The following is a 26,604-nucleotide window of genomic DNA, read 5'->3' as shown; positions in this document are numbered from 1 at the left end:
GTCCAGCCCTTGTGGATAAATGGCCCGTTATAAACCATGTACTTAGAAGCCGTGCCGTACTTAGATCCGTACTTCTTGACCGCTGTTTGGTTTTGCGGGAAAAAGAGCGGGAAGGCCATCAGCAGCTTGAAGTAAGGAATCGCCTGCTCCAGGCTGACGACCAGCTTATACTTGCCGGCAGCCTGGATGCCTAGAGTAGTAGGCTTCTTTTTACCAGCGACAATGGCGTCGGCATTTTTAATGCCGGAAAAAAGATACGAATATTCAGACGCCGTCTTAGGATTGACCGTCCGGCGCCAAGAGAAGACGAAGTCCTTGGCGGTTACGGCGTCACCGTTAGACCACTTGGCGTTCTTACGCAAGGTAAAGGTCCAGGTCTTCTGGTCCTTAGAAACGGTCGTCTTGGTGGCCAAAGCATTCTTAACCTTGGCGTTGTTGCCTAAGGTGTAGAGCCCCTCCATCACCTGGTTAACCTGGTTAAAGGACGTGTCATCCATGATCTTAGAGCCGTCAATGGTAGACAATTCGGCTTCTTCCATCCAGTTGAGCTTTTGCTTGTCAGCGGAAGCTGCCTTACTGGATGATGATGACGACTTGGAACAGGCCGTAAGGGAAAAAAGGGATGCGATTGCCAAACTGCTAATGGCCAACTTGCTAAATTTCATGTTATTTACCTCAAAATACTAACTGGCCCAAGCAAAATGAACCAGTAAACCTGATAATTTACCGGGATCTGCTTGATGTCGCCTGAAATTAAACTCCTGATTCATTTTGTTCACCGTCCTTATGTTTCGTATTTTTAGGTTTAAATGAGTATTTTGCAAATTTTTAAGTTAATTGTAATTCTACCTGTTTTTCAGGAGATTGCAAGCATTATTTGCGTAAATATTGCATTTTTATAATTATTGGTGAAAAAATAGCACAAAAAACGCGCCTGCGGTAATTCCGCAAACGCGTTTTTCTTTGGCTTGTTGCCCAATAATTAATGCCCGAAGGCCGTAATTATTTAAGGGTAACAGTAGCACCAACTTCTTCAAGCTTAGCCTTAAGGTCGTTAGCTTCGTCTTCTGACAAGCCTTCCTTAAGAACAACTGGAGCACCGTCAACAGTCTTCTTAGCTTCAAGCAAGCCTGCACCAGTAACTTCCTTAACGATCTTGATAACCTTAACCTTTTCAGTACCTGCTGAAGTCAATTCAACGTCAAAGCTTGACTTAGCTTCTTCAGCACCACCAGCGGCACCAGCAGCAGCTACAGGAGCAGCAGCAGTAACGCCGAATTCTTCTTCGATAGCGTGTACAAGGTCGTTCAATTCAAGAATTGAAGCACCCTTCAATTGTTCAATAATGTTAGCAGTATCTAAAGCCATTATAATATCCTCCGAAAATTTAGAATTTATTATTCTAGTTTAAAATGACCAGACTATTCAGCTGATTCTTCCTTTGATTCAGCAACAGCCTTAACAACGTATGCAAAGTTCCGTACAGGTGCTTGCAATACAGAAAGCAGCATTGAAAGCAAACCTTCGCGGTTTGGAATTGCAGCAAGTTCTTCGACTTGTTCCTTGGTAGCAACTTGGCCTTCAAGTGCACCACCCTTAATTTCAACAACGTCGAACTTCTTAGCGTAATCAGCAGCGATGCGGGCAGGAGCAGTAACGTTGTCTTCGTCGTCAGTGTAAATGACAGCAGTTGGGCCAACGAATACTGGTGCCAAGTCATCCAAGCCAGCGATAGCAGCGGCACGACGCAGGTAAGTGTTCTTCACAACCTTCATCTTGGCGTTGCTTTCACGCAATTCAGCACGAAAGGCGGTAACTTCGTCAACAGTCAAACCAAGGTAGTTGATAACTACGATAGACTTAGCTGACTTAAGTTCTTCAGCAAAAGCTTCAACAAACTTCGCCTTAGCAGCAATAATAGCTTCGCTCAAAATTTTCACCTCCATAAAATTTTGTAAAATTCTACAAGGCCTAAAAAACTCCATGCCAACAAGACATGGAGAGTTAATAATCTTCATTATCTTCTGGCCTCGGCGGGTTATTGAGGCTTGCGCCACCCACGTCTTAGGTTAGAAATTTACCTTATCTACTATAGCATCTCCTGCAAGGTCTGTCAAACTCTTTTTGCATTTTTTCGCAAAAAGGCTGAAAATCTGCTAAAATCTTCTATAATAACTATGATTTCGGATTTAGGGGGATTAATTTGAAAAGTAAGCTTATCGACATCTTCTTCTTTACCTTAGCCGGCATCTCCGGCAGCTTGGCCGTGATCAGCCTGCTCAAGGACCGCACCGCTGGCGGCATTGCCATTGACCTGCTCTTCTTGCTGATCAGCGGCTACTTTGTTTTGCGGGGCTTTTTGGACGTTAAAGGAGAAAATAAGAAATTGTCTAAGAACTGGCAATACCTCTCCTGGAGCGCCTGGACCGTCCTCTTAATCGGCGTCGTCATGGCCTTTTGCGGCTACCGCCTTGGCAATTCGGCGGTCGGCTGGACCGGGATCATCCTCTTCTTGCTTTGCGCCTTTGTCGTACCAGAGCAAGAAAACGACAAGAACCTCCACGTCAAGCGCCGGGACGAAACCAGTTTTGGCCAAGAAGAAAAGACTAAGAAAAAATAGGGCAAAAAAGTCTTTTTTCTCAATAAGTAAATTATGAACCGCTTACAGCTTGTTTTTGTAAAACAGGCTGTTTTTTAAGCTAATTTTTTGTATATTTTCAATCTCTCTTTTTCATTATCCCAATTGGTCTAGAGTTTTCTTCAAAAGAAATCCGTGATATAAAATAAGACATAACTTGATGAAAGCAATTGGTCTAGAAAGGGTTATCGAAAATGAACGTTGCTAACACTGTTTTTTTAATTGTTGCTGCCATTTTGGTTTTAATGATGACGCCAGGTCTCGCCTTCTTTTATGGCGGCTTGGTCTCAAAGAAAAATGTCGTCAACACCATGATGTCCGTTTTTGCCATTACTGCTGTAGCGATTATCCTCTTTATCGCCTTCGGCTACGAAATGTGCTTTAACGGCGACCTGGACGGGATCACCGGCCACATCCACCACCTCTTTTTATCAGGGGTTGATTTAAACAAGATCATCTTGAAGGACCAGGGGATTTCTTCTGGTACCTACCTCTTGTTTGAAATGATGTTTGCCATCATCACCCCCGCCCTTTTTGTCGGCGCAACGGTAGGCCGGATGCGCTTTAACTTCCTCTTGGTCTTTGTCATCCTGTGGTCGGTTTTGATCTACTACCCTTTGGTCCACATGGTCTGGGGGACCGGCGGCCTCTTGGCTTCTTGGGGCATCCTGGACTTTGCCGGCGGGACGGTCGTCCACATCAATGCCGGGATCACGGCCCTGGTTTTATCCATTTTCTTAGGGCCCCGCTTTAACAAAAAGACGGAAAGCTACAGCCTGCCTTGGGTCCTGCTGGGCACGGCTATCCTTTGGCTTGGCTGGTACGGGTTTAACGCCGGCAGTGCCCTTGGCATGAACGGCATCGCCGTTACTGCTGCTCTAACCACCACGGTTTCAGCTGCCAGCGCCATGATGACCTGGATGCTGCTGGAAAAAATCCTCAAGTCTAAGGTTAGCCTAGACGGGATCTGCACCGGGGCTTTGTGCGGTTTAGTCGGGATTACGCCAGGCGCCGGCTATGAAACGACTTTAGGCGCCTTCTTCACCGGCATCCTCTGCACTCTTTGCAGCTACTTCTTCGTCAACAACATCAAGCCAGTCTTGAAGTTTGACGATCCCTTGGACGCCTTTGGCTGCCACGGGGTATCCGGGATTGTAGGTTCACTCACGGTAGGACTCTTTGCCACAAAATCGGTTAACGGTCAAATTGCCTTAAGCGGGCTCTTTTACGGCGGCGGGATCAAGCTCTTCATGGTTCAGCTGGCCGGCACCCTCTTCACCATCGTCTTTACGGCAGTTGTAGCCAGTGCCATCACCGCTGTTTTGAAGAAGTTCATCGCCATGCGGGTCTCTGCACGCGACGAACAAATCGGCCTGGACCTTAGCGAACACGGTGAGTTTGCTGACGCCCAGGTGTGTGAAAGCAGCCTTTTCTCTAGCAAATAATTGTTTCTTCAAGTTATCTAGCGTGCTCTTATATTGACAAGTTTCTCTGCAAAAAAGGCTTTGGAAATTCCAAAGCCTTTTTGCTGTTCTAACTTATTGTTTCTAGTTTAGTTAAAAGAATACAGCCGCTGCAAGAGCAGATAAGCCCCACTGACCATTTGCCGCATCGGCCGGTTGTCTCTTGAGACAAAGTGGCCTACCAGCCGTCTCTTAAAGGACTTGTAGGTTTCTAGGTCATAGGTCTTCAGGAAGCGCCACAGGTCGTCTTTTTTATCCAAATATTCTTTCTTCTTGCCCCGGATCAGGATCACGCTAGTAACCCCGGTTACGGCTTCGAGGAAGTACTTCATGTATTTGGCATATGGCGCCCGCTTGTTGACCTGGGAAGCGTAGAAGACGATCAGCTGCTTGTTGATCAGGATCTGCTGGTCGATCTTTCTCAGCATTACTTTTTCGTTAACGGACTGGTCATCCCGGCCGATGAAGTAGTGGTAGAGGTTGACTGGCAAGTAGCGCATGGTCTGCACGTAAATCATCGGCTCAAAAACAAAGATGTTGTCGTCATATGACACCTTGACCGGCAATTTGACGCCAGACCGGTCTAAGACCCGCCGGTTGTAGATCACGGAGTGGAGCATGAAGTATTGCCCCATCCGGAGCTTGACCTCTTCCCAGGAAAAAGTCCGCCCTACTGGGAGGTGCGGGAACTTGATCACCCGCTGGCGGTTCAAGGCTGGCTTATCGTAGACATAGTTGCTGAGGAGCAGGTCGATTTCCGGGATCGATTCAAGGTAGTCTAGCACCTGCTGGTAGGCTGTCTGGTCCAGCCAGTCGTCGCTGTCTACGATCTTGACATACTTGCCAGTTGCCTTGGTCAAGCCGTTGTTGATGGCTCCGCCGTGGCCGGCATTTTCTTCATGGATGACGATAACGTCTGGATAATCTTTTTGGTAGGCATCCAGCATCTTGCCAGTATCATCGCTTGATCCATCATCGACCAGGATCAGTTCCACCCGGTCTAGCTGCGTCACTAGTGAATCCACGCAGCGCTTTAAATATTCCGCCGAATTATAGCAAGGAACGATAATCGACATAATTTTTTGAGTACTACTCATTTCCCGACACTCCCTAATCACAACTAAATAGCTTTTCTCTCTAGTATAGCAACTTTTTAGCCTTTAATTAGGATTTAAGCTAAATTTTGCCAAAAAATAAAAACTCCCGTGAAAATTCACGAGAGTTTTAAATATCTTAACTTTGGTTAAGCTTAAGCCATCAAAGCGATTGGGTCAAGCTTGATCCCAGGGCCAAAGGTTGCGGCAACTGCGCAGCTCTTGATGTATTGACCCTTAGCTGAAGCTGGCTTTGCACGCAAAATAGCGTTTTGCAATGCCTTGAAGTTTTCAGTCAATTGTTCTTCAGTAAATGAAACCTTGCCGATCGCAGCGTGGATTGAAGCTTGACGGTCTACACGGTATTCTACTTGACCAGCCTTAACGTTCTTAACGGCCTTTTCAGTGTCCATCGTAACAGTGCCAGTCTTAGGGTTTGGCATCAAGCCCTTAGGCCCAAGGATCCGACCCAAACGACCAACCTTAGCCATCATCATTGGAGTAGCGATGACAACGTCAAAGTCCAAGTAGCCGTTTTGAACCTTTTCTACCAATTCGTCTGAGCCAACTTCGTCAGCGCCAGCAGCCTTAGCTGCTTCAGCTTGTGGGCCTTCAGCGAAAACGATAACCTTAACTGACTTACCAGTACCGTTTGGCAAAACGATTGAGCCACGGATTTGTTGGTCAGCTTGCTTTGGGTCAACGCTCAGGTTGTATGAAACTTCTACAGAAGCGTCAAAGTTAGCGTATGAAGTTTCCTTAACGAGCTTGATAGCTTCTTCTACTGAGTACAACTTGCTGCTGTCAACTTTCTTAGCAGCTTCTACGTATTTCTTACCATGCTTTGGCATGAAAAATCCTCCTTGTATGTGTGGTCAAACGAGCTTTCTCTTTGCTCTCCCACCTGACTTGCTAATTAAAAATTAACAAATTAGTCCTTTACTTCGATACCCATACTTCTAGCGGTACCTTCAACCATACGCATAGCGGCTTCGATTGAGGCAGCGTTCAGGTCCTTCATCTTAGTTTCAGCGATTTCCTTAACTTGAGCAGTGGTTACTGAACCAACCTTGTTCTTGTTAGGTTCACCTGAAGCCTTTTGCAGACCAGCAGCTTGCTTAAGCAAGATTGGAGCTGGAGGAGTCTTAGTGATGAAGTCGAATGAACGGTCTTCGTAAACAGTAATAACTACAGGGATGATCATGCCCTTTTGGTCAGCAGTACGAGCATTGAAGTCCTTAGTAAAACCAACAATGTTGATACCTGCTTGACCCAAAGCAGGACCTACTGGAGGTGCAGGGGTTGCAGCGCCAGCTGGAATTTGTAACTTAACAACATTAATAACTTTCTTTGCCACGGTCAAAACCTCCTTGATTCCGTGATGCGGTTAAAATGGAGAGTTTCCGCACTCTCCTCCCACAATAATAAAGTACGTCTAATATAGTACTCTGAAAACCGATAGAATGCAAGACTTTTTTAGTCTTCCATCTTCTTGACTTTATTCTCCGTAGTCGTCCGGCGCGGTACCGCTATCCGTAATTTCAGTAGCTGCCAAACCAGGGATGCTGATTTTTGTACCTGACGTTGCTTTGTAGCTGATAATACCCGCACTTACACCTTTAACCGTGACAAGGTCATCTTCCAAGATCCGCTTGCCATGTAAGATGCTGTTATCGAGTTCTACATACAAAACATCATCATAGTTGCCATTTACGGCAATACGCAAATCAGTGTAAGAGTCATCTTCTAAGACTTGCATAACTTCACCCGTGTATTGCAAGTACTCACCCTTGTAAGTCTTAGGGTCTCTGGCTAATGAGTCATAGCTTACATCTGTACGATAGTTTTTAGCTTTGCTTGATGAAGATGAACTGGAACTGGAGCTAGAACTTGAGCTTGACGACTTATCACTTGAGTCGTCATCATCCAAGGAATCAATATATTTTACCTGGCTGGAGCTCAAGGTAAATTTAACCGTCTTTGGGTTTGCTTTGTTAATGGCTTTTGCTGCTTTACTGGTAAGTCCATCCGGCCAACTCTTGGAGTAGTTGCTTATAGCCACTACCGCTGCTTTCTGCGTATAGCCTACCTTAGTGTAATTATCTGGATCACCAACTAATTCAATTGCATCTACAACTGCAGTAAACTTTCCGTTCTTTACCTTCGGCCATGAGGCATTCCCTGTACCATCTTCAGTGTCGATGCCCTCACAGGAATTCTCCATATCAAGCGGATCATCGGAGAGCCGGGTTACAGCAATCTTAGAACCATCTGGTGCATCGGTTGTACCAGTTATTTTCCAGTCACAATCATCGGACACCACTTTAATGCTAGTAACCTTGGTCGTATATACTTCCATAGTCTTCTTCTGGCTGCTGCTTGAAGAGGAACTACTGCTTGAGCCACCACAGGCTGTAAGTAGCAGGGCCATCGAAACAACAGGCAACGCAAATAATGTTCTTCTTTTCATTAGACAAACCACCTATTCTATTTGTAAAAAAGGAATTCCCTTACATAATATTTTTTTACAGATGTATGTCAATAGTTAGGCGAAGAATTATATTTTTTAAAGTTTTACAAGGAGATACCCAGAAATACATAAGTTACTAGTAATTCACGAATTATAAGAACAAAAAAGTGCAAATCAACAAAATGCTGATTTGCACTTAATTTATTAGTCGTCAATCTTGTCAACTTGGTCGTAGTCCAGTTCCGCAGTAGTAGCGTGACCAAACATGTCAATGGTCAGGTAAAGCTTTTCCTTGTCTTCTTGGATGTCGGAAATCTTACCGACCATGCCGTTAAAGGCACCTTCAGTGATCTTGACGCTTTCGCCCACTTCAAAGTGGATGTCGCGCTTCTTCTTGGCTGGTTCGCCTTGCATTTGCAAGATAGCGGCAACTTCGTCATCGTAAAGTGGAGAAGGCTTGGAGCCACCGCCGTGGCTGCCAACGAAACCAGTAACATTTGGCGTGTTCCGAACCACGAACCAGCTTTCGTCAGTCATGACCATTTCTACCAAAACGTAGCCAGGGAAGACCTTTTCGCTGACTTCTTCCTTCTTGCCGCGAACGTTTTCAACCTTTTGTTCTTGCGGTACGACAACCCGGAAGATGTAGTCTTGCATCCCTAATGACTGTGCCCGGGATAACAAGTCGCTTCTAACCTTGTCTTCAAAACCAGAATAAGTGTGCAAAACATACCATTGCTTCTTGGCCGTTTCTACCATAATAAAAAATCTCCTTTATTTTCGGCAAACAAAAAAACCTCTCAAACGAGGTTTCCTAAAACTAGCATGATTATAACATACTTCTTGTCCATTAGAGAACAATTTGAATCAATTTTTCGAATACCCAATCCAGTGCACCCAAGAAAATTGCGTAAAACAAAGAGGTCAAGACGACGTTGACCGTGTCGCGACGATTTTCTTTAGCACTTGGCCAGTGAACGAGCTTCATTTCTTGGCCAACGCTCTTGAAAAACTTAATCATTTACCCTACCTCGTTTCCTTATGCAAAGTTTTCTTTCCGCAGTGCTTGCAGAACTTGTTCAGTTCCAAGCGCTTGGTGCGGTTGCTATTTGCAGTGATTGAGTAGTTCCGAGACCCGCAAACGCTGCAGGCCAAAGCTGCTTTCTTTACTGCCATAATTCTCACCTTCAAACTTCATAAATTTTAGCAAATTTCTCTTGCAAAAGCAACTATTTATAGCAGGCAAAGTCTTTTTACTATTTTTCCTAACTATTTTATAATTAAGGAAAACAGAGTTTTAGTGGAGTACGCTAAAAAAGTGAGGAAAAAACATGAACCAACATCCAGAATACCTGCTGAATAAGATCAAGTCCCCAGCAGATCTCAAGGTCTTAAGCCTTGACGAAATGAAGCAAGTGGCCGGTGAAATCCGCCACTTGATCATCGAAAAAGACGCCGCAGTTGGCGGGCACTTAGGCCCAGATTTAGGCATCGTCGAATTAACCATTGCCTACCACTACGTCTTTAACGCCCCAGCTGACAAACTGGTCTGGGACGTCTCCCACCAAACCTACCCCCACAAGATGCTGACGGGGCGGGCATACGCTTGGCTGGACCCAGAAGCTTACAGCAAGGTGACCCCATATACCGATCCAGAAGAAAGCCCGTATGACTATTACGCCATCGGCCACACTTCAACGTCCATTGCCTTGGCGACAGGGATGGCCAAGGCCCGGGACCTTTTAGGCGGCAGCGAAAACGTCATGGCAGTGATTGGCGATGGCTCTTTAACTGGGGGGCTAGCCTATGAAGGCTTAAACAACGCCGCTACGGAAAAGGGCAACCTGGTCATCGTGGTTAACGACAACCAGTGGTCCATCGACAAAAACGTCGGCGGCCTGCCGGTTGCTTTGAAAAAATTGCGGGACACAAACGGTGAAGCCAGCGACAACCTCTTCAAGGCCATGGGCTTTGACTACCGCTATGTAGCAGACGGCAACAGCCTGGAAGCCATGATTGCCGCCTTTAAAGACGTTAAGGACGTGGACCACCCAGTAGTTTTGCACGTCAACACCTTGAAGGGCAAGGGCTACGAGCCAGCTTTAGCTAATGAAGAGGCCCACCACTGGGTATCGCCTTTTAACCTGGAAGACGATTCACCAAAACGCCCGGCTCCTGCCTTAACGCCGAAAAAATTGGCTGTACAAACCATCGCTGAAGCTATCGACCGGGGGCAGGAAAACCTTTTAGCCATCAACGCGGCCATCCCTGGCGCCTTTAATTTAGATGGTTTCAAAGAGCAGTACCCAGACCACTACCTGGATGTGGGCATTGCCGAACAAGAATCCGTGGCTTTGGCTGCCGGCTTTGTCAAGGCTGGCGGGCGGGCCATCTTGTTTGAAAATTCCACTTTCCTCCAGCGGGCCTTTGACCAACTGAGTCACGACGTCGCCTTAAATAACTTGCCAGTGGTCATGCTGGTCGGCGGAGGCGGCATCCAGGCTAATTCCAAGACCCACGTGGGCGTCTTTGACCAGGTCATGATCTCAAACCTGCCAAATTGGCAATACCTGGCCCCGACCACCCTGGCTGAAGAAAAGGCCATGATCAACTGGGCCATCCAGCAAAAAGAGGGTCCAGTGGCCATCAAATTGCCAGTCTGGCCGGTCGATGAAAAAGGCTCAACTTTAGAAGGCTACCAGCACATCCACTACCAAAAGCGGCGGGCTGGCCAAGACGCAGCCATTTTAGCCTTAGGCGATACCTTTAATTTAGGTCTAAAGGCTGCTGAAGACCTTAACGCCAGTCTCTACAATCCCCTCTCAGCCAATACCTTGGACACGGACTGCTTGGACCACCTTGCCCGCCATTATTCAGTCATCGTCACTCTGGAAAACAATGTCTTAGACGGCGGCTTCGGGCAAAAGGTGGCTAGTTACTTAGCTGACCAGCCGGTTTTGGTCAAGTCTTTTGGCGAAAAGCGGGAATATACCGACGTTGACCAATCATTAGCTGAAATCTTGAACAGAAACCACTTGACGGCTGAGCAAATCGTCAATGACGTTAAGCAGCTCTTAAACAAGAAGAACTAGTAAAAAACAATAATTCTAAAATCCAAGTATCAAATAAGTAACAAAACAAAAAGGCGGCCTTACGGCCGTCTTTTTGATGCCCCTTCCCCTCCCACATGGGAGACAAGAGGTCAGGAATGTAGGGAAATCATCTATTTCTTAAGGTTCTCGTTGACAAAAGCAATAATCTTGTCATCAGATTCGCTCAAAAATGGGAGCATTGCTTGTTCGGTCTTGTCCGTGCTGCGGCCATTCTTCTCCATGAAGTAGTCCCAAAGGGCATCTCTTACAGGAGTTTCGGAGTCGCTCCAATCAAAAACTTCTTTCATTGAACGATCCAGCAAAGCTGTCTTTACAATTTCTGACATTTTGATTACCTCCTAAACAATTTCATCCTACACCCTTATTATAATCCTTTTCCGGGAAAGCGGTTTGTTTCTAAAACAAATTTTGTCGAAATTTTTGCCGCATCCGGTAGCGGGCCCGCTTATGGAGGCTAATGTCTGCTAGGTAATCCTTGTCAGCTTCTTTAACGCCCAAGGCCAGCTCCAGCTCTTCTAATTCCAGATCGCTCAAGAGAGCAATCACGGGTGCCCAGTCTTCGACCATGACGCTTTCGTCTTGCACAATCAAATTGACATCATCCTTGATCATATTCCAGTCAAAGTCAAAGCTGTAGGTATTTTGCAGAATCTGCCGCTTGACGCGCTGATTTTTCCGAATCATGTTGTAGATCCAATTTTGGAAATTAACTCGGAAGTAGCCGCCGAAACGCTTTTTGACGGTAATATCAAAATTCTTCGCCGTCATATAGCAAATGATCAGCCCCTCTTGAAACCAGTCCTGCCGGTCATAGCTCTCGATGTAGTAAGTCATCATCAGCTTGTTGACGATGGGGTAATGGTGATAGTACAGCTTTTTCAGCGCCGCCTCATCTCCTTGCTGGATCTTGACAATTAATTTTCGCTCTTCAGTTAAAGTTAAAGACATAATAAAAAGCCCTTCCGCTCCATCCATCAGATAGCATAAAGGACTTTTGCTATTTTGAGAATCAAACAAGAGTTTGATTTTATCACTTTTCCCGATTAGTAAAGGATTTCCTTTACAAAGGGTGGCGACTGTTAAAGGCTTGGTATAACAAAACCCCGGTTGCAACCGATGCATTCAAGGATTGCACGTGACCGATCATGGGAATGGTCAGGGTCTGGTCCATCTGCTTGAGTAGCAACGGAGAAATCCCCTTGCCCTCATTGCCGATCACCAAAACCGTCTTGCCCTTAGCATCCCATCTGCGGTAGTCTTCACCCTCCATGGCGGTGCCAAAGATCCAGTAGCCCCGGTCTTTCAGGGTTTGACAGGTTTGAACCAGGTTGTTGACCCGGGCAACGGGCACATGGTCGATCGCCCCCGTTGAAGTCTTAGCCACCACGCTAGTCAAGCCGCTGGCCCGTCTTTTAGGGATAATCACGCCGCTGACGCCAGTGGCATCGCTTGACCGCAAGATGGACCCCAGGTTGTGGGGGTCTTCAATGTTGTCCAGCATCAATAAAAACGGCGCTTCATCTTGCCCATCCAGTTTGTCTAAGAGCTGGTCTAAGTCGGCATATTCAAAGCTGGCCACCGTCAAGACTAGGCCCTGGTGGTTTTCCCCGTTGACCATCCGGTCCAGCTTGCTCTTTGGGACCCTCTGGACGATCAGGTTTTTAGGCTTAGCATAGCGGTAGACTTCGTTAGCAAAGTCTTCTTGGACGCCTTCTGCCAAAAAGACCTTGTTGATCTTTTCCGCCTCCTGCGTTTTCAAAAAGTCGATACCGGCATGGCGGCCATAGACAAAGTCGTCGCTGTTAAAGTCGCTTTTGACATTTGGGTGGTTATCGCGCTTTTTAAAGTTTGCGGACTTTTTATCGCGCTGATCTTTATTTCTGCTTTTTCTTGGCTTAGCTGAAGACATATTCGCTTAAGCCCTCGCTTTCTACTTCTTCAATGCACCAGGCAACTAGTTCTTGCACGCGGTCAGTGGCTCCGGCCAGATCCAGGTAGCCAAAGATGGCTTCAAAGCCGGTCGACATTTCATAGGTGGCCAGGCTGGTGTGCTTGGCCTTGGTGTGGGTCTTGGCATTGCGGCCGCGCTTATAAGCCGTTTTTTCTTCATCCGTTAACAGACCCGTGTCCAGCATCTTGGCGATCAGGGCGGCTTGGGCCTTGGCAGAGACATAGTGGGTGGCTTCTCTTTGCAGGTTTTGCGGCTTCAAGATCCCGCCTTTGATCAGGTGGCGGCGGATCGCCGCTTCATAGACCCCGTCGCCTAAATAGGCCAGGGTTTGCCCGCTCAAGGTGTTGGGGTCGACGGCTTTTTCAGTTAGCTTCTTCACTTTATTCACGGCTCCATCTCGTCCCTTGTGGGGTGTCCTTTAATACGATCCCCATGGCCTGCAGCTGGTCGCGGATTTCATCGCTTCTAGCCCAGTTCTTTTCCTGGCGGGCCTTGGTCCGTTCTGCTACTAAGGCTTCGATTTCACTGTCGTCTTCGCTAGACTCGCTCTTAACCAGGCGGCCTGCATCAACGCCGAAGACCAGGAGCCAAGCCTTAAGATTTTTGACAAAAGCCTTCAAGGCTTCCTTGTCGCTGGCTGCACTATTTACGTTAGAGTTGACCACTGGCAACAGTTCGTAAATGGCCGTCAAGGCATTTTGCACGTTAAAGTCATCGTCCATGGCCGCTTCAAAGGCTTCCTTGGTCTTGGACAAAGCAGCAGTCAATTCTGGATCAGCTTGGCTGGCAGTTTGGTCGTTAAGGCGCCCTTCTACGTCTTCCAAAGTATTCTTAAACCGGTTTAAGATCGTGGCTGCTTGTTCCAGGTTTTCCTCAGAATAGTTGATTTGGCTGCGGTATTGGACGCTGGCCATGAAGAAGCGGAGCACTTGGGGGTCGACTTTTTGCAAGATATCGTGCACAGTGACAAAGTTGTGCAAGGACTTGGACATCTTTTCCTCGTCCTTGCCCACGGTCACAAAGCCGTTGTGGAGCCAGTAATTGACGAACTTTTGGCCCGTCTTGGCTTCACTTTGGGCAATTTCGTTTTCGTGGTGCGGGAACTCTAAGTCTTGGCCACCCCCGTGGATGTCGAAGGTGTCGCCTAAGTACTTGGTAGACATCACCGAGCATTCAATGTGCCAGCCTGGCCGGCCCTTGCCCCATGGGGAATCCCAGGCAATTTCATCAGGCGCTTTTTGCCCCTTCCACAAGGCAAAGTCGATTGGGTCTTCCTTGCGGCCTTGTTCTTCATCATTGACGTGCTTAGAAGCCCCTTCTTCCAGCTGGTCGATGTTTTGGTCGCTGAGCTGCCCGTAATTGGCAAACTTTTTAGCCCGGTAGTAGACATCCCCGTCCACTTCATAAGCGTAGCCCTTGTCGATCAGGGTTTGGACAAAGTCGATGATCGCTGGAATCTCGTGGGTCGCCCGGGGGTGGAGGGTGGCTGGTTCAATGTTTAAGGCGTCTGTGTCCTCCAAAAAGGCCTTGATGTAGCGCTCAGCCAAGTCCGGAACGGTCGTGCCTTCCTTTCTAGCTTCATTGATCATCTTGTCATCAACGTCGGTGAAGTTGGAAACGTATTTTACTTGGTAGCCCTTGTATTCGAAGTAGCGGCGGATCGTGTCAAAGGCAATCGCGCTGCGGGCATTGCCAATGTGGATGTAGTTGTAGACCGTCGGGCCACAGACGTACATGCTTACTTGTCCTGGAACCAGCGGCTTAAATTCTTCTTTTTGGCGCGTTAAAGTGTTAAAAACTTTCACTAGATTTTCCTGCTTTCTTTTAAAAGTTTTTCCTTGCCTGCAATCATTACTCTTCATTGTAACAGACAATTAGTCCGCTTGGCGGCAAAAAGACCGATCCGCGTGGTAAAATCTGAAAAAAGCGGATTTTTTAGAAAAGAGGAACAAATGAACTTACTCGAGGACTTAAAGAACTATCAACCTTACAACGAACAAGAGGCCACAGATGTCAAAGAAATGATCTACCGCCTGGAAACTGGGGAAGAGCTGTTTCTGCGGTCAAATTTAGCGGAGCACTTCACGGCTTCGGCCTGGGTGGTCAATCCCGCACGCGACAAGACGCTAATGGCCTATCACCGGATCTACGACTCCTGGGCCTGGCTGGGCGGACATGCTGACGGCGACCATGACCTGCTGCGCGTGGCCCTGAAGGAAGTCGAAGAAGAAAGCGGCGTTGTGGCGCGTCCTGTCACAAACCAGATCTATTCAGTCGAGATTTTGACCGTTGACGGGCATGAGAAAAAAGGCAAATACGTTCCGTCACACCTGCACCTGAACGTCACCTACCTCTTAGAAGCCGACGATCGGCAAGCTATCCGGCCTAAAGAAGACGAAAACAAGGCCGTAGCCTGGTTTGGCTTGGAGGAAGCCCTGGAGAAGTCAAGCGAGCCCTGGTTCGTCGACCGGATCTACTCCAAGCTGAACGCCAAGCTCAAGGACTATCCGGCAAAGTAAATAGAATAAGGCAAAGAAGTAAAAATTTTTTTCAAAAAGCCGCTTGACAGAAGCCCATTTACGCTTTAAGATTACATTAATCAAAAATTAAAGCAATTTAAGAAAAGTATCGATTAGAAGAGTAACCAGGTCCGGCTTTTTCCAGAGAGCTCAAGTTGGTGCGATTGAGCAAAAGCCGCCTGGCGAAACACATCTAAGAACTGGTTGGCCGAAATAAAGTAGGCCTTCCCGCTAGCGAGCGTTACCACGGCTGCCCTGGCTGTTCCTGGAAACTGGCTTTCTTTGCCCTTTCCGGCGACTAGTCAGCGGCAGTGTAAGGTCAGTTGCCGTGAGACAGCTGATGAAATGAAGTGGGACCACGACTAACAATCGTCTTCAAGGAAGCAATTCCTTGGAGGCGATTTTTTCTTGCTCTTTTTTTAATCTTTCTTTTTCTGCCAGCTTTAAAAATGATTTTGTAAAGGAGTCCGCCATGAAAGAGTCAAACATGTTCAAAAACACCCCGTCTGCCTTAAGTGGCCGACATCCCCTCGCTGCTTTTTAAAAAGAAAACAAGTTAGTTCTACATCAATTCAATTTTTAAAAAACACCGAGGAAAAGATCATGAAAAAATCAGCCATCATCACTTTAGCCCTGTCCGCCAGCCTGCTTTCCGCCTGCTCCAACACCTCTGCCAGCAGCTCAAAGACCAAGCAAGTCTTAAACTGGTTCTCCGCCGGGGAAATCTCCACCATGGACCCCGCTTTGAACAATGACGTCTACGGCGGCGAGCAGCTGGACGCCACCATGGAAGGCCTGGTCCGCCTGGGCAACAACTCCAAGATCCTGCCCGGCATCGCCAAGTCCTGGAAGGAAAGCAAGGACGGAATGACCTGGACCTTTAACCTCAGGAAAAATGCCAAGTGGTCCAACGGGGAAGCCTTGACGGCCAAGGACTTCGTCTACGCCTGGCGCCGGCAGGTCAACCCTAAGACCGCCTCAACCCAGTCCAACAAGTACTCCGGCATCAAGAACGCTGACGCCATCGTCGCTTCCAAAAAGCCCGTCTCCAGCTTAGGCATCAAGGCCGTGGGCAAGTACAAACTGGTCGTGACCCTGGAAAGAAAAATTCCTTACTTCCAGCTCCTTTTAGCCGGCTCAGCCTTTGCCCCGCAAAAGCATAAGTTCATTGACAAAGCTGGCAAAAAATACGGCACGGCCGCTAAATACACCCTCTCAGACGGTCCATTCGTCATGAAGGGCTGGACCGGATCCAACCTGACCTGGAAACTGGTCAAGAACAAGTACTACTGGGACAAGAAGAATGTCAAGCTGACCAAGATCAATTTCAGCGTGCAAAAGTCCCAAAGCACCTCCTACAACCTCTACCAGGCCGGCAAACTGGACATGACCACCCTGTCCGCCTCCCAAAGCAAGAGCCTCAAAAACCAAAAGGGCTGGCAGATCAAGAAGAGCAACCGGACCCAGTACCTCATGTACAACTTCAAGACTGACAAGAATCTGCGAAATATCAACCTCCGCCGGGCTATCGCCGCTGCGATCAATAAGGAATCCCTGGCCAAGACCCTGAACCTTGCTGACATCGCCGCTACTTCTTTAACCCCAAGCGGGATTACTGACCCGGTTAGCGGCAAGGAATTCAGCAAGGAAGTCGTAACCAAAGAGACCAAGGCTATCCAGTCCGGGACTAAGGCCCAGGCTAAGGCTTACTACAAGAAGGCTTTGAAGGAACTGGGCAAAAAGCAGATCACCATCAAGCTTTTAGGCGATGACACTGACGACGCCAAGAAGACCACGGAATTCATCCAGAGCGCCCTGGAAAGCACCCTGGGCATGAAGGTCGAAGTCACCAACATGCCATTTAAGAACCGCTTTGCCAGAGAAGAAGCCGGCGACTTTGACGTCATCTTGGACGGCTGGAGCGGCGACTATGCTGACCCGAACACCTTCCTGGAAATGTTCCAAAAGACCAACGTCAACAACTACGGGAAATGGGAAAATGCGGCCTACAACAAGGCAATAGAAACTTCCAAGACCACAACTTCAAGCAAGAAGCGCTGGGCAGAACTGGTCAAGGCTGAACGCATCCTCCTCACCCAGCAGGGCGTGACCCCGCTTTACTACGGCAACACCGCGACCTTAATCAACCCGAAGGTTAAGAACATCACTCTTAAAGGCGCAGGCCTTGCTTACAACTTCAAGGGTGCTTACATCAGCAAGTAATTAACTACTAAGGAGCAAAAGATGACTTTTCCCTACCAAGAATTCGCCCGTAAAAAAATGCCAGCCCTCCTGGCTGACTTAAAAGACTTGATCGCCATCGATTCTGTCAGAAACATGGACCTGGCGACTCCCGAATATCCAGTGGGGCCTGGTCCGGTCAAGGCCTTGGAAAAATTCCTAAATATTGCTGACCGGGACGGTTTTCAAACTGAAAACATCGACAACTATGCCGGGGTCGTTACTTTTGGCCAAGGCAACCAGGAATTAGGCGTGGCCGTCCACGTCGACGTTGTCCCGCCGGATGAAGGCTGGAGCCAGGATCCCTTTACCCCCTGGGTCAAAGACGGCAGAGTCTTCGGCCGGGGAGCAAGCGACAACAAGGGTCCGGCCTTAGCCGCCTACTACGCCCTCCTGGCTTTAAAGGAAGCCGGTTTTCAGCCGAAAAAGAAGATTTCCTTGATTATCGGCACTGACGAGGAAACCGACTGGGTGGGGATGAAGTACTACCTCCAAAAACGCCCGGCTCCTGACTGGGTCTTTTCCCCCGACTCCTCTTTTCCCATCGTGACTGGCCAGGCTGGTCTGGCGGTTTTGCAGACAGATTTTACTGGCAAAGAAGCTACTGGCTTAGTCCTTGACTCCTTCACTGCCGGCCAGGCCACCAACATGATCCCGGCCGCCGCGACCGCCGTCGTCTCTGGCGAGAATCTTGCGAAAATTGCCGCAGCTTTCCCGGACTTTTTGGCCAAAAAGGGCTTAACTGGGGAAATCAACGAATCAGCTGGCGACAATGGTACTAGCTTAAAGATAAGTTTAGAAGGCGTCAGCGCCCACGCCTCTGTTCCCTGGGAAGGGAAAAACGGGGCCTGCCTCCTGGCCAGCTTCTTACGGGCCTTTCCTTTCACCGGCCGGGCTAAAAATTTCCTGGACTTTGCCGGTGACCTTGAGCTGGAGGACTACTACGGGGAAAAGATCGGGATCGCCAATACTGACTCCGAGATGGGCAAGTCCATCAACTGCCCGGCCGTCTTCCGCTACCAAAAAGGCCAAGCCGAAGCCTATATCAAGAGCGACATCCGTTACAGCCGGGGGACCAGCCCGGAAAAAATGTGCCAGCAACTAAACGACAAGTTCGGCGCTTTCTGCCAAACAACCTTCCAGCCCTACCAAGACTTTGAAAAGCCCCACTTCGTTGCCAGCGACGATCCCTTCGTCAAGGCCCTCCTTTCCGTCTACGAAAAGCAGACCGGCCAAGCTGGCGAGACCATCATCTCCGCTGGCGCCAACTATGGCCGCTTCTTTAAAAACGGGGTCGGCTACGGGCCTGCCTTCCCGGACAGCCTGGACACCGCCCACGCCATCGACGAATCCGTCAGCCTGGCTGAACTGGAAAAAAGCCTGGTCATCTACGCGGAAGCCATTTACGAATTAAGCAAGTAGAATATGCAAAAAAGACTTTTACCAAAAACAGGTAAAAGTCTTTTCTTATCTGCTTGCCTTCAGTTCCGCGCAGATCTGCTGGTGGCGGTCAGCGTAGAGGCTGCTCTTCTCCCAGATAAAGGTGAAGTCATGGCGGATCTGGAAGTCCCGCAAATTCAACTTCCGCAGCTTTCCTGCCTTTAAAAGGTCACTGACGGCAGTCTGGTACAAAAAAGAGACCCCGCAGTTGGCCAAAAGCAGCTGGGTGATCATCTGCATGTTGCCGACCTGGACATACTGCTTGAAGTCGCTCAGTTCCCGCCCTTGGGCGCCTAAGCTGTCCTCCAGGATCTTCCTGGTCCCTGAGCCCGGTTCCCTGACCAAAAGGCGCTGGTCAAAAAGGTCGGCGATCTGGTCCGGCTCCTTGGCAAAAGCCAAATCTGGCGAGCAGACGGCGATGAAGTCCTCGCTTTGGTAGCGCAGGCTGGCATAGCCCCTGGCCGGGTCTCCTTCTACCAAGGCAAAATCCAGGTCCCCCTCATCCAGTTTCTTGGTCAAAAACTGGGTGTTGCCGTAGACGACTTCCACATTGGTCTGGGGATGATCTTTTAAAAAGCGGCTTAGCGGCCTGGCTAAGACGTATTCCCCAATCGTCATGGTTACCCCAAAGCGGACCGGCGGCAGGTCAGCCTGCTTGATTTCCGCTTTAAGCAGGCGCTCATCACTCTGCATCTGCCGCATGGCCTGGCGGAGTTTCTCTCCCGCCGCGGTCAAGGTCAGTTTCTTGCCCTGGTAGCTGAAGAGCTTGACCTGGTACTCCTTCTCCAAATAGCGGATGTGCTGGGACACAGCCGGCTGGGTCACGTGCAGGCGGTCAGCCGCCCGGGTGAAGTTCATGGTCTCACAAACCGTTAAAAATGTTTTGACGCGAAAATCCAGCATCCCCTGCCTCCTTACAATAATTTTGCTTTATCGACAGATAATAATCTATAATTTTATTTTCTACTATTTTACTACTATACTAAAGCATGTTCAAAAAATATCTGGAGGCAATAAAGAAATGAATTGGATTAAAAAGAATCTGCCCGGCATCCTGGTCTGCCTGGCCATCGCTATCCCCGCCTGGCTCTTAGGCAAGGCCCTGCCAGTCATCGGGGGCGCGGTCTTCGCCATCTTGTTTGGCATGGTCATCACTCTCTTTTGGGAAGACAAGCAAGGCGCGGCCAGCGGGATCAAGTGGTCGTCCAAGTATATCCTGCAAACAGCTGTCGTTCTCTTGGGCTTCGGGATGGACCTGCAGGTGGTCGTCAAGACCGGCCGCCAGTCCCTGCCGATCATCATCTGCACCATCTCAATTTCTCTCTTGCTCGCCTGGCTTTTGCACAAGTATTTAAAAATCCCCGGCAAGATCTCAACCTTGATCGGGGTTGGCTCATCTATTTGCGGGGGCAGTGCCATCGCCGCTACCGCCCCGGTTATCGACGCTGACGATGACGAAGTGGCCCAGGCCATCTCTGTTATCTTCTTTTTCAACGTCCTGGCCGCCATCCTCTTCCCCATCTTTGGCAAGCTCCTGGGCTTTGACCAGACTTCGGGGACTTCTTTCGGCATCTTTGCCGGGACAGCCATCAACGACACTTCTTCCGTCACTGCCGCGGCGGCGACCTGGGACAGCATGTTCCATTTGGGCAGCCAGACCCTGGACAAGGCCGTGACCGTCAAATTAACCAGAACCCTGGCCATCATCCCTATCACCCTGGCCTTAGGCTATTTCACGGCCAAAAAGGAGCAAAGAGGCAACAGCTTTAGCTTGAAGCGGGCCTTCCCCGCCTTCATCCTCTACTTTGTCCTGGCATCCTTAATCACGACCTTTGCCCTGGCTAATGGGGTAAATGCCAATGTCTTCCTGCCTTTAAAGGAGTTGAGCAAGTTCATGATCGTCATGGCCATGGCCGCGATCGGCCTTAACTCCAACATCGTCAAGCTGGTCAAGTCCGGGGCCAAGCCCCTCCTGCTCGGCGCTTCCTGCTGGGCCGGGATCACAGCCGTCAGCCTGCTTTTGCAGCGGCTAATGGGGCTCTGGTAAAAAATAAAACAAACAATTTAATCGATTGCATGAAAAAAGGCTTTTACCGCTTGGTAAAAGTCTTTTCCTTTATTCTTTAGCTTACTTGATCCCAGCTTCGTCAAGCTGCTTCAAAGTCAGGTCCAAGTGAGCCAGGACCTTTTCCTTGCCCATCAATTCCATGGCTTCGCCGATGCCAGGGCCCACCATTGACCGGGTAGTAGCAATCCGGATTGGCATGAAGAGTTTGCGGCCCTTGATGCCAGTTTCCTTCCGGGTAGCTTGGATAGCGCCCATGATCTTCTTGGCCGTGAAGTTGTCCAATTTTTCCAATTGGCTTCTGAAGTTTTCGATGGCTGGACGAGCTTCGTCCTTCTTGATTTCATCGATTTCTTCGTCAGTCAGGTACTTGGCTTCAGTAAAGAAGATCTTTGACAAGTCAACGATTTGCTTGGTGTAGGACATTTGGTTAGCGTACATGTTGACCAATTGTCTTACCCATTCCATCTTGCCTGGTTCAGGACTAGCTTCTACCAGACCGGCTTCTTGCAAGTTGTGCAAGGACAAGTCAAGCAGTTCATCGCGGTCAGCCGTCTTCATGTATTGGTTGTTGACCCAATCCAGCTTCTTTTGGTCAAAGGCAGCTGGTGACTTGGACAGACGAGCTGGGTCAAATTGCTTGATAAATTCCCGCTTTGAGAAGATTTCACTTTCACCAACTGGTGACCAGCCCAGCAAAGTGATGAAGTTGAACATGGCTTCTGGCAGGAAACCAAGTTCCCGGTATTGTTCGATGAATTGCAGAACTGACTCGTCACGCTTTGACAGCTTCTTGCCAGTTGCAGAGTTGATGATCAAAGTCATGTGGCCAAAAACAGGTGCTTCCCAGCCCAAGGCTTCGTATACGCACAATTGCTTTGGCGTGTTTGAGATGTGGTCATCCCCGCGCAAAACGTGGCTGATTTCCATCAAGTGGTCATCGATCACAACGGCAAAGTTGTAAGTTGGCATCCCGTCGCGCTTTTGGATAACAAAGTCGCCGCCGATGGTGTCAGATTCAAAGCTTAAGTGACCCTTAACGATGTCGTCCCATTCGTAGGTTACGCCTTCTGGAATGTGAATACGGACAACTGGCTTAAGACCCTTAGCACGGGCTTCTTCTTGAGACTTGGCGATTTCGTCAGCCGTCATGCCTTCGTATTCGTAAACGTAGTGAGGAGCAATCCCCATGGCCCGCTGTTCTTCACGCTGAGCTTCCAGTTCTTCCTCAGTTTCAAATGAGTAGTAAGCCTTGCCTTCTTCAAGCAGTTGGTCGATGTACTTTTGGTAGATGTCTTTTCTTTCAGACTGCTTGTAAGGACCGTAGTCGCCGCCAACGTCTGGGCCTTCGTCCCAGTCGATCCCCAGCCAGTGCAGGTTTTCGATTTGGGATTCAGCACCGCCTTCAACATTACGAGCGGTGTCAGTGTCTTCGATTCTTAAAACCAGAGTACCCTTGTTGTGACGGGCAAATAAGTAGTTAAACAAAGCGGTACGCGCGTTACCAATGTGCAGGTGGCCAGTTGGTGATGGCGCGTATCTAACGCGGATTTTTTTATTAGCCAAAATCATGCCTCTTTCTTACTATTCTTCAACTTACTTAGTTTACTCGTTATAAGTCAAAAATTCAACCAATAATCCTGCCACTATATAGGAAAAAAGCAGTTGCTTTTTTCAAAAAATAATCTAAAACTTATCCTTGCCCTCAGTCAGGTACTTCAGGGTCAGATATTCCCCGCCAAAGAAGACTGCCAGGTAAAGGAGCTCAACGGCGAAAAATGCCCACAGACTGCCAAAGTTGCTTGCGCCTGCATGGTAGCTAAAGCCATGGCCTGAAAGCGAGAAGCTGAAGGTATTGGTGAAGAGGTTGGAAATGACCGTCGTAAAGCGGGCCATCATGGTCACGCCTAAGGTAAACAAGGCTGCCATGATGATGACCTTGACCAGCTTGGCGGAAAAGCCTTTGAGGGGCAAGAAGTCGCCAAGAGCACTAGTGACGTCCAAGATCAAGAGCCAGAAGGTAACGTTGGTGGCAACTGACACAAAGGCAGAGAGGATAAACCAAATCAGGCCTTGCCAGAAGTCGCCATTTTTCAGCAAATCTCCCACCCCTTGGAAAAGATTGCCGTCTACCTCGGCATGCAAGATGAAGGGAATCAGCAAGATCAAGAACAAGACCACGCACAAGATGATCATGAAGAAGACGCTGATCGTGGCTGACAAGACGTTGGCCGCTAAGAGGTCAATCTTCTTAGCTGGCACTAGCTGCCAGGTCTGGCTCTTGGATACCCGGTGGGCTAAGAGGATCACCGCTAGCTCGTAGCAAACGTAAACGATCAAGAGAACCACGGTGCTGATCGCGATCCCGATCGCGGCATTGTCGGCATCCTTTAAGCCGAATTTAAAAATAAAGAAGATCGTGGCCACCAGGCTGATCACGGCTCCCACCGCAAAATATGCCAAGGCCTGCTTGTTCTTTTGCTTGAGCATGGTCTTAAAGACTGCACCAAAACTAGTCATTGTTATTCCTCCCCTTCGTAAAAGCCTTCATACCACTCTTCCAGGCTTTCGTGTTTCTCTCTGATTTCATCCGCGCTTCTTTGTTCTAAGACGGAATGATTTTTGACCAAAACGACCTCGTCAATGATCGTCGCCACTTCCCCCAAAACATGGTCACTGATTACCAAGGTCGCGTCCTCTGGCTTCCAAAGCAAGAGCGACTTAACGATCTTCTTCCGGCTCATCACATCGATCCCGCTAAACGGCTCGTCTAAAAGGTAGAGCTTGGCCTTGCGGGCAAAGGTCAAGGCGATGACCAGCTTCTCCTTCATCCCTTTTGACAGCGCGCCTAATTTTTCATCCTGGTTCAGATTCATGAATTCCAGGATCTGACCAAACTGCTCCTGGTCAAAGTCTCCGTATACGCCTTGGTAAAAAGCCTCCACATCCTTGATCTTGACCGAGTCTTTAAAGTAAGCCAGGTTGTCGGTCATAGCCAGGTACTGCTTGCGGGCGTCTTCATCTGTTTCTCCGCACACGCTGACTTGCCCCTTGTAATGCTTGGCAACGCCCGCAATCACCCGCATCAGGCTGGTCTTGCCGGCCCCATTGGCCCCTAACAGGGCCACGGTTTGTCCAGCTTCCAGGCTTAAGTTCACTCGCTCCAGGATCTTTTTAGTGCTCTTGCGGTAGCTTAAATCCTTAATCTCCAAAGTTTTAGTCATACTACTCTCCTCGATCCGTTTCTTGCAGGTATTGCTCCAAAATCCTGCCAATGTCGTCCCTTTCGACTCCTAATTTTTGCATCCGGCTGACAAAGGCCGCTAGTTCGCTAGTCAACAGCTTCTGCTTGGCTGCCTTTAAGAGCTCCTCGTCTTCGGTCACGAAGTTGCCTTCGCCTCTTTTGGAAAAAATATAGCCTTGGGCGGTCAGCTCCCGCAGGGCTCTTTGCACGGTGTTGACGTTGACCGTCAATTCCACGGCTAGCGCTCTGACCGAAGGCAGCTTGTCGCCGGCTTGCAGCTTCCCCTGAGCCAGCTGCAAGAAGATGTAATCTTCGATCTGCACGTAAATGGGGATGTTGTCTTTAAATTTCATGTTTTCACCTATCCACTGTACTAGTTATCTAATACACTGTTAGTGTAGTACATTTTTGGAGGCTTGGCAAGTATTGGTCAAAAATAATTCAATTATTTTTATTAGCATTATCTGAACTATTACTTAAAGCTGCTTTCTTTTATTAGCCACTATAACTAATATTTAGTTCATCTTTCCCTCATAGTTGCTTGAATCGCTTTCTTTCTGTATTTTTTACTGATAAACTGGAATTAGTGTTTGACAATATCATTTTTCAAGGAGGAAAAACATGAAAAAGGCTAAATTTTTCGCAGCTGGCAGCGTGGTGCTGGCAGCCCTGGCATTAACTGCCTGCGGCGGCAACTCATCCACTTCCAGCAAAAATGAGCTGAACTGGGAAGAATCAGCTGAAATCCCAACCATGGACCTGTCAAAAGCAACCGACAGTGCCAGCTTTACCCAATTGATCAACACCATGGAAGGTCTTTACCGGGCTAAGTCAGACGGCAGCCAAGAAAAGGCGCTGGCAACTAGCGAAACTGTGTCAAAGGACGGCAAGACCTACACCTTCACTTTGAGAAAGTCTAAGTGGAACGACGGTACTCCAGTTACTGCCAAGGACTTCGTTTACTCATGGAGAAGAACGGTTGATCCAAAGACCGCTTCTCAATATGCCTACCTGTTTGAAGGCATCAAGAACGCCATGGACATCCAAAATGGCAAAAAGAAGCCTGAAACTTTGGGCATCAAGGCCGTTGGCGACTACAAGCTGGTTGTTACCTTGGACCGGCGGATTTCTTACTTCAACAACCTGATGGCTTTTGCCAGCTTTTTCCCACAACAAGAAAAAGCCGTTAAGAAGTACGGTTCTAAGTACGGTACCGCATCTAAGTACATGGCTTACAACGGTCCTTACGTGATGACTGGCTGGACTGGGTCAAACCTGTCATGGAAGCTGAAGAAGAACCAAAACTACTGGGACAAGAAGCACGTGAAGCTTGACGCCGTTAACTACAGCGTGCAAAAGACGCCATCAACGGCCTACAACTTGTACCAATCAAACAAGCTTGACGCGGTTTCTCTTGACGCTGAACAAAGCAAGCAATTGAAGAGCGTTAAGGGCTACACCCTTTACCCACGCGGGACGACTTTTTACATTCAATTCAACCAAGCTAAGAACAAGTACTTAAAGAACGCCAATATTAGAAAGGCGCTGTCTTTGGCTGTTAACCGGAAGAACCTGATCAAGGTTTTGGGCGGCAGCAACACCGTATCCAAGACTTTGACGCCAGCTAAGTTGACCAAGTACAACGGCGAAGACTACATCAACTTGGTATCTAAGAGCGATGAAGCCTACATTGACTACAACAAGGATGAAGCCCAAAAGTACCTGAAGAAGGGGATGAAGGAGCTTGGCATTACTAAGCTGAACTTGAAGCTGTTGTCAGACGATACCGACGGCGCTAAGAAGTCAACGGAAGCAATGCAATCAAGCATCCAAGAAACTTTGCCACAAGTAACGATCACCACTCAAAACCTGCCATTTAAGACGCGTTTGGCTAGAACTGACGCCGGCAACTTCGACATGGTTGTTACTGCTTGGGGCGCTGACTTCAACGACCCAATCTCCTTCTTGGAATTGATGACGACCACTAACAGCCAAAACGGCGGTAAGTGGAGTAGCAGTCAATACGACAACCTGATCAAGGCTTCTAAGACCACTGGTTCAGACAAGGAACGCTTTGACGACTTGGCTAAGGCTGAAGGCGTCCTCTTGAAGGACGTTGGGGTTTCCCCACTCTACTCCAGCACTAGCGCTTGGATCGTCCGGCCAAACATCAAGAACTTGACCAACTTGCGCGACCACTGGGACTTTAAGTACGCATCCATTAACTAATCTATGAAAAAACAGGCTCGATTGAGCCTGTTTTTTTGTTGGGTTGGTAGCCATGGGCTTCTGGGACAGACGCTTCCCTCAACTTTCGTTAGCCAAGACGTTTTGGGACTGGCAATTCCCCCATCTTTCGTTAGCCA

28 protein-coding genes and 2 other annotated features are annotated in these 26,604 nt (G+C 48.5%); of the genes, 8 read left to right on the top strand and 20 right to left on the bottom strand.

The genetic code is table 11. The annotated features are described in order from the left end of the window. The 3 genes from ACI4WN_RS06320 to rplJ form a co-directional block, all read right to left on the bottom strand. Window positions 1–665: peptide ABC transporter substrate-binding protein (locus ACI4WN_RS06320; protein WP_439777448.1), on the bottom strand; the 665-nt coding region annotated here is incomplete at its 3' end. Window positions 666–1,002: 337 nt separating this feature from the next. After that, window positions 1,003–1,368, bottom strand: coding sequence for a 50S ribosomal protein L7/L12 (gene rplL, locus ACI4WN_RS06315; protein WP_439777447.1), 366 nt, complete (start codon window positions 1,366–1,368; stop codon window positions 1,003–1,005). A 53-nt stretch (window positions 1,369–1,421) separates the two neighbouring features. After that, on the bottom strand, window positions 1,422–1,931 hold the full coding sequence (gene rplJ, locus ACI4WN_RS06310) for a 50S ribosomal protein L10 (RefSeq protein ID WP_008460988.1): 510 nt from the start codon (window positions 1,929–1,931) through the stop codon (window positions 1,422–1,424). Between the two features lie 32 nt (window positions 1,932–1,963). Then, window positions 1,964–2,087: a sequence feature (ribosomal protein L10 leader region), on the bottom strand. A 116-nt stretch (window positions 2,088–2,203) separates the two neighbouring features. Between rplJ and ACI4WN_RS06305 the strand changes: the two genes are divergently transcribed. Then, a complete protein-coding gene (locus tag ACI4WN_RS06305) occupies window positions 2,204–2,620 on the top strand; it encodes a hypothetical protein (protein WP_439777446.1) in 417 nt (138 codons plus the stop codon). Between the two features lie 212 nt (window positions 2,621–2,832). Beyond that, entirely contained in the window at window positions 2,833–4,083 is a 1,251-nt protein-coding gene (locus ACI4WN_RS06300) for an ammonium transporter (protein WP_439777445.1), read from the top strand. A 107-nt stretch (window positions 4,084–4,190) separates the two neighbouring features. Here ACI4WN_RS06300 and ACI4WN_RS06295 read toward each other — a convergent pair whose 3' ends face one another. The 7 genes from ACI4WN_RS06295 to rpmG all read right to left on the bottom strand — a co-directional run bounded on the left by ACI4WN_RS06295 (window position 4,191) and on the right by rpmG (window position 8,841). After that, window positions 4,191–5,198, bottom strand: a complete 1,008-nt coding sequence (locus ACI4WN_RS06295) for a glycosyltransferase family 2 protein (RefSeq protein WP_439777444.1) — start codon at window positions 5,196–5,198, stop codon at window positions 4,191–4,193. Window positions 5,199–5,350: 152 nt separating this feature from the next. Next, window positions 5,351–6,046, bottom strand: coding sequence for a 50S ribosomal protein L1 (rplA, locus tag ACI4WN_RS06290; RefSeq protein ID WP_439777443.1), 696 nt, complete (start codon window positions 6,044–6,046; stop codon window positions 5,351–5,353). Window positions 6,047–6,126: 80 nt separating this feature from the next. After that, window positions 6,127–6,552, bottom strand: a complete 426-nt coding sequence (gene rplK, locus ACI4WN_RS06285) for a 50S ribosomal protein L11 (protein ID WP_008460971.1) — start codon at window positions 6,550–6,552, stop codon at window positions 6,127–6,129. Window positions 6,553–6,693: 141 nt separating this feature from the next. Next, the gene (locus ACI4WN_RS06280; RefSeq protein WP_279189300.1) at window positions 6,694–7,665 is read right to left on the bottom strand and encodes a hypothetical protein; all 972 of its coding nucleotides are present in this window, start codon (window positions 7,663–7,665) and stop codon (window positions 6,694–6,696) included. Window positions 7,666–7,869: 204 nt separating this feature from the next. Continuing rightward, window positions 7,870–8,424, bottom strand: a complete 555-nt coding sequence (nusG, locus tag ACI4WN_RS06275; RefSeq protein ID WP_008460969.1) for a transcription termination/antitermination protein NusG — start codon at window positions 8,422–8,424, stop codon at window positions 7,870–7,872. 91 nt (window positions 8,425–8,515) lie between these two features. Then, window positions 8,516–8,686, bottom strand: a complete 171-nt coding sequence (secE, locus tag ACI4WN_RS06270) for a preprotein translocase subunit SecE (RefSeq protein ID WP_008460968.1) — start codon at window positions 8,684–8,686, stop codon at window positions 8,516–8,518. A 5-nt stretch (window positions 8,687–8,691) separates the two neighbouring features. Next, window positions 8,692–8,841 carry a 50S ribosomal protein L33 gene (rpmG, locus tag ACI4WN_RS06265; protein ID WP_002876495.1) on the bottom strand — a complete coding sequence of 50 codons (150 nt, stop codon included), beginning with the start codon at window positions 8,839–8,841 and terminating at the stop codon, window positions 8,692–8,694. A 155-nt stretch (window positions 8,842–8,996) separates the two neighbouring features. Here rpmG and ACI4WN_RS06260 point away from each other — a divergent pair, with 155 nt between their 5' ends. Further along, complete coding sequence (locus ACI4WN_RS06260) at window positions 8,997–10,757, top strand: 1-deoxy-D-xylulose-5-phosphate synthase (RefSeq protein ID WP_439777442.1); 1,761 nt, start codon at window positions 8,997–8,999, stop codon at window positions 10,755–10,757. 131 nt (window positions 10,758–10,888) lie between these two features. Here ACI4WN_RS06260 and ACI4WN_RS06255 read toward each other — a convergent pair whose 3' ends face one another. From ACI4WN_RS06255 to cysS, 5 genes are all read right to left on the bottom strand, one after another. Beyond that, on the bottom strand, window positions 10,889–11,104 hold the full coding sequence (locus tag ACI4WN_RS06255) for a P8 family protein (protein ID WP_439777441.1): 216 nt from the start codon (window positions 11,102–11,104) through the stop codon (window positions 10,889–10,891). Window positions 11,105–11,174: 70 nt separating this feature from the next. After that, entirely contained in the window at window positions 11,175–11,726 is a 552-nt protein-coding gene (locus ACI4WN_RS06250) for an RNA polymerase sigma factor (RefSeq protein WP_439777440.1), read from the bottom strand. Between the two features lie 112 nt (window positions 11,727–11,838). Next, window positions 11,839–12,687 carry a 23S rRNA (guanosine(2251)-2'-O)-methyltransferase RlmB gene (rlmB, locus tag ACI4WN_RS06245; protein ID WP_439777439.1) on the bottom strand — a complete coding sequence of 283 codons (849 nt, stop codon included), beginning with the start codon at window positions 12,685–12,687 and terminating at the stop codon, window positions 11,839–11,841. Beyond that, a complete protein-coding gene (locus ACI4WN_RS06240; RefSeq protein WP_439777438.1) occupies window positions 12,674–13,117 on the bottom strand; it encodes a Mini-ribonuclease 3 in 444 nt (147 codons plus the stop codon). Before ACI4WN_RS06240 ends, rlmB begins: the two co-directional genes overlap by 14 nt. Next, a complete protein-coding gene (cysS, locus tag ACI4WN_RS06235; protein WP_439777437.1) occupies window positions 13,110–14,534 on the bottom strand; it encodes a cysteine--tRNA ligase in 1,425 nt (474 codons plus the stop codon). Before cysS ends, ACI4WN_RS06240 begins: the two co-directional genes overlap by 8 nt. 147 nt (window positions 14,535–14,681) lie before the next feature. On the opposite strand from cysS, the gene ACI4WN_RS06230 reads away from it, so the two are divergent. The 3 genes from ACI4WN_RS06230 to pepV all read left to right on the top strand — a co-directional run bounded on the left by ACI4WN_RS06230 (window position 14,682) and on the right by pepV (window position 18,911). Next, window positions 14,682–15,248 (top strand): NUDIX hydrolase, encoded by a 567-nt coding sequence (locus tag ACI4WN_RS06230; protein ID WP_439777436.1) that lies wholly within the window; start codon window positions 14,682–14,684, stop codon window positions 15,246–15,248. A gap of 100 nt (window positions 15,249–15,348) precedes the next feature. Continuing rightward, window positions 15,349–15,628, top strand: a binding site (T-box leader). Window positions 15,629–15,851: 223 nt separating this feature from the next. Continuing rightward, window positions 15,852–17,471, top strand: coding sequence for a peptide ABC transporter substrate-binding protein (locus tag ACI4WN_RS06225; protein WP_439777435.1), 1,620 nt, complete (start codon window positions 15,852–15,854; stop codon window positions 17,469–17,471). Window positions 17,472–17,492: 21 nt separating this feature from the next. Then, a complete protein-coding gene (gene pepV / locus ACI4WN_RS06220) occupies window positions 17,493–18,911 on the top strand; it encodes a dipeptidase PepV (RefSeq protein WP_439777434.1) in 1,419 nt (472 codons plus the stop codon). Window positions 18,912–18,956: 45 nt separating this feature from the next. On the opposite strand, the gene ACI4WN_RS06215 is transcribed toward pepV, so the two are convergent. Further along, window positions 18,957–19,832 carry a LysR family transcriptional regulator gene (locus tag ACI4WN_RS06215; RefSeq protein WP_008460945.1) on the bottom strand — a complete coding sequence of 292 codons (876 nt, stop codon included), beginning with the start codon at window positions 19,830–19,832 and terminating at the stop codon, window positions 18,957–18,959. Window positions 19,833–19,950: 118 nt separating this feature from the next. Here ACI4WN_RS06215 and ACI4WN_RS06210 point away from each other — a divergent pair, with 118 nt between their 5' ends. Continuing rightward, window positions 19,951–20,976: a YeiH family protein gene (locus ACI4WN_RS06210; protein WP_439777433.1), complete on the top strand. Its 1,026-nt coding sequence runs from the start codon at window positions 19,951–19,953 to the stop codon at window positions 20,974–20,976. 81 nt (window positions 20,977–21,057) lie between these two features. On the opposite strand, the gene gltX is transcribed toward ACI4WN_RS06210, so the two are convergent. From gltX to ACI4WN_RS06190, 4 genes are all read right to left on the bottom strand, one after another. Then, window positions 21,058–22,560, bottom strand: coding sequence for a glutamate--tRNA ligase (gltX, locus tag ACI4WN_RS06205; RefSeq protein WP_035173133.1), 1,503 nt, complete (start codon window positions 22,558–22,560; stop codon window positions 21,058–21,060). Between the two features lie 120 nt (window positions 22,561–22,680). Beyond that, the gene (locus ACI4WN_RS06200) at window positions 22,681–23,514 is read right to left on the bottom strand and encodes a hypothetical protein (RefSeq protein ID WP_439777432.1); all 834 of its coding nucleotides are present in this window, start codon (window positions 23,512–23,514) and stop codon (window positions 22,681–22,683) included. Window positions 23,515–23,516: 2 nt separating this feature from the next. Continuing rightward, the gene (locus ACI4WN_RS06195) at window positions 23,517–24,218 is read right to left on the bottom strand and encodes an ATP-binding cassette domain-containing protein (RefSeq protein ID WP_439777431.1); all 702 of its coding nucleotides are present in this window, start codon (window positions 24,216–24,218) and stop codon (window positions 23,517–23,519) included. 1 nt (window position 24,219) lies between these two features. Further along, entirely contained in the window at window positions 24,220–24,591 is a 372-nt protein-coding gene (locus ACI4WN_RS06190) for a GntR family transcriptional regulator (protein WP_439777430.1), read from the bottom strand. A gap of 268 nt (window positions 24,592–24,859) precedes the next feature. Here ACI4WN_RS06190 and ACI4WN_RS06185 point away from each other — a divergent pair, with 268 nt between their 5' ends. Further along, window positions 24,860–26,467 carry a peptide ABC transporter substrate-binding protein gene (locus ACI4WN_RS06185; RefSeq protein ID WP_439777429.1) on the top strand — a complete coding sequence of 536 codons (1,608 nt, stop codon included), beginning with the start codon at window positions 24,860–24,862 and terminating at the stop codon, window positions 26,465–26,467. The last annotated feature ends 137 nt before the right edge of the window (window positions 26,468–26,604 follow it).

It is taken from the genome of Lactobacillus sp. (assembly GCF_051893255.1).
GTDB lineage: Bacteria > Bacillota > Bacilli > Lactobacillales > Lactobacillaceae > Lactobacillus.
Note: the sequence above shows the minus strand (reverse complement) of the source record. Positions and strands in the feature narration are given on the sequence as shown.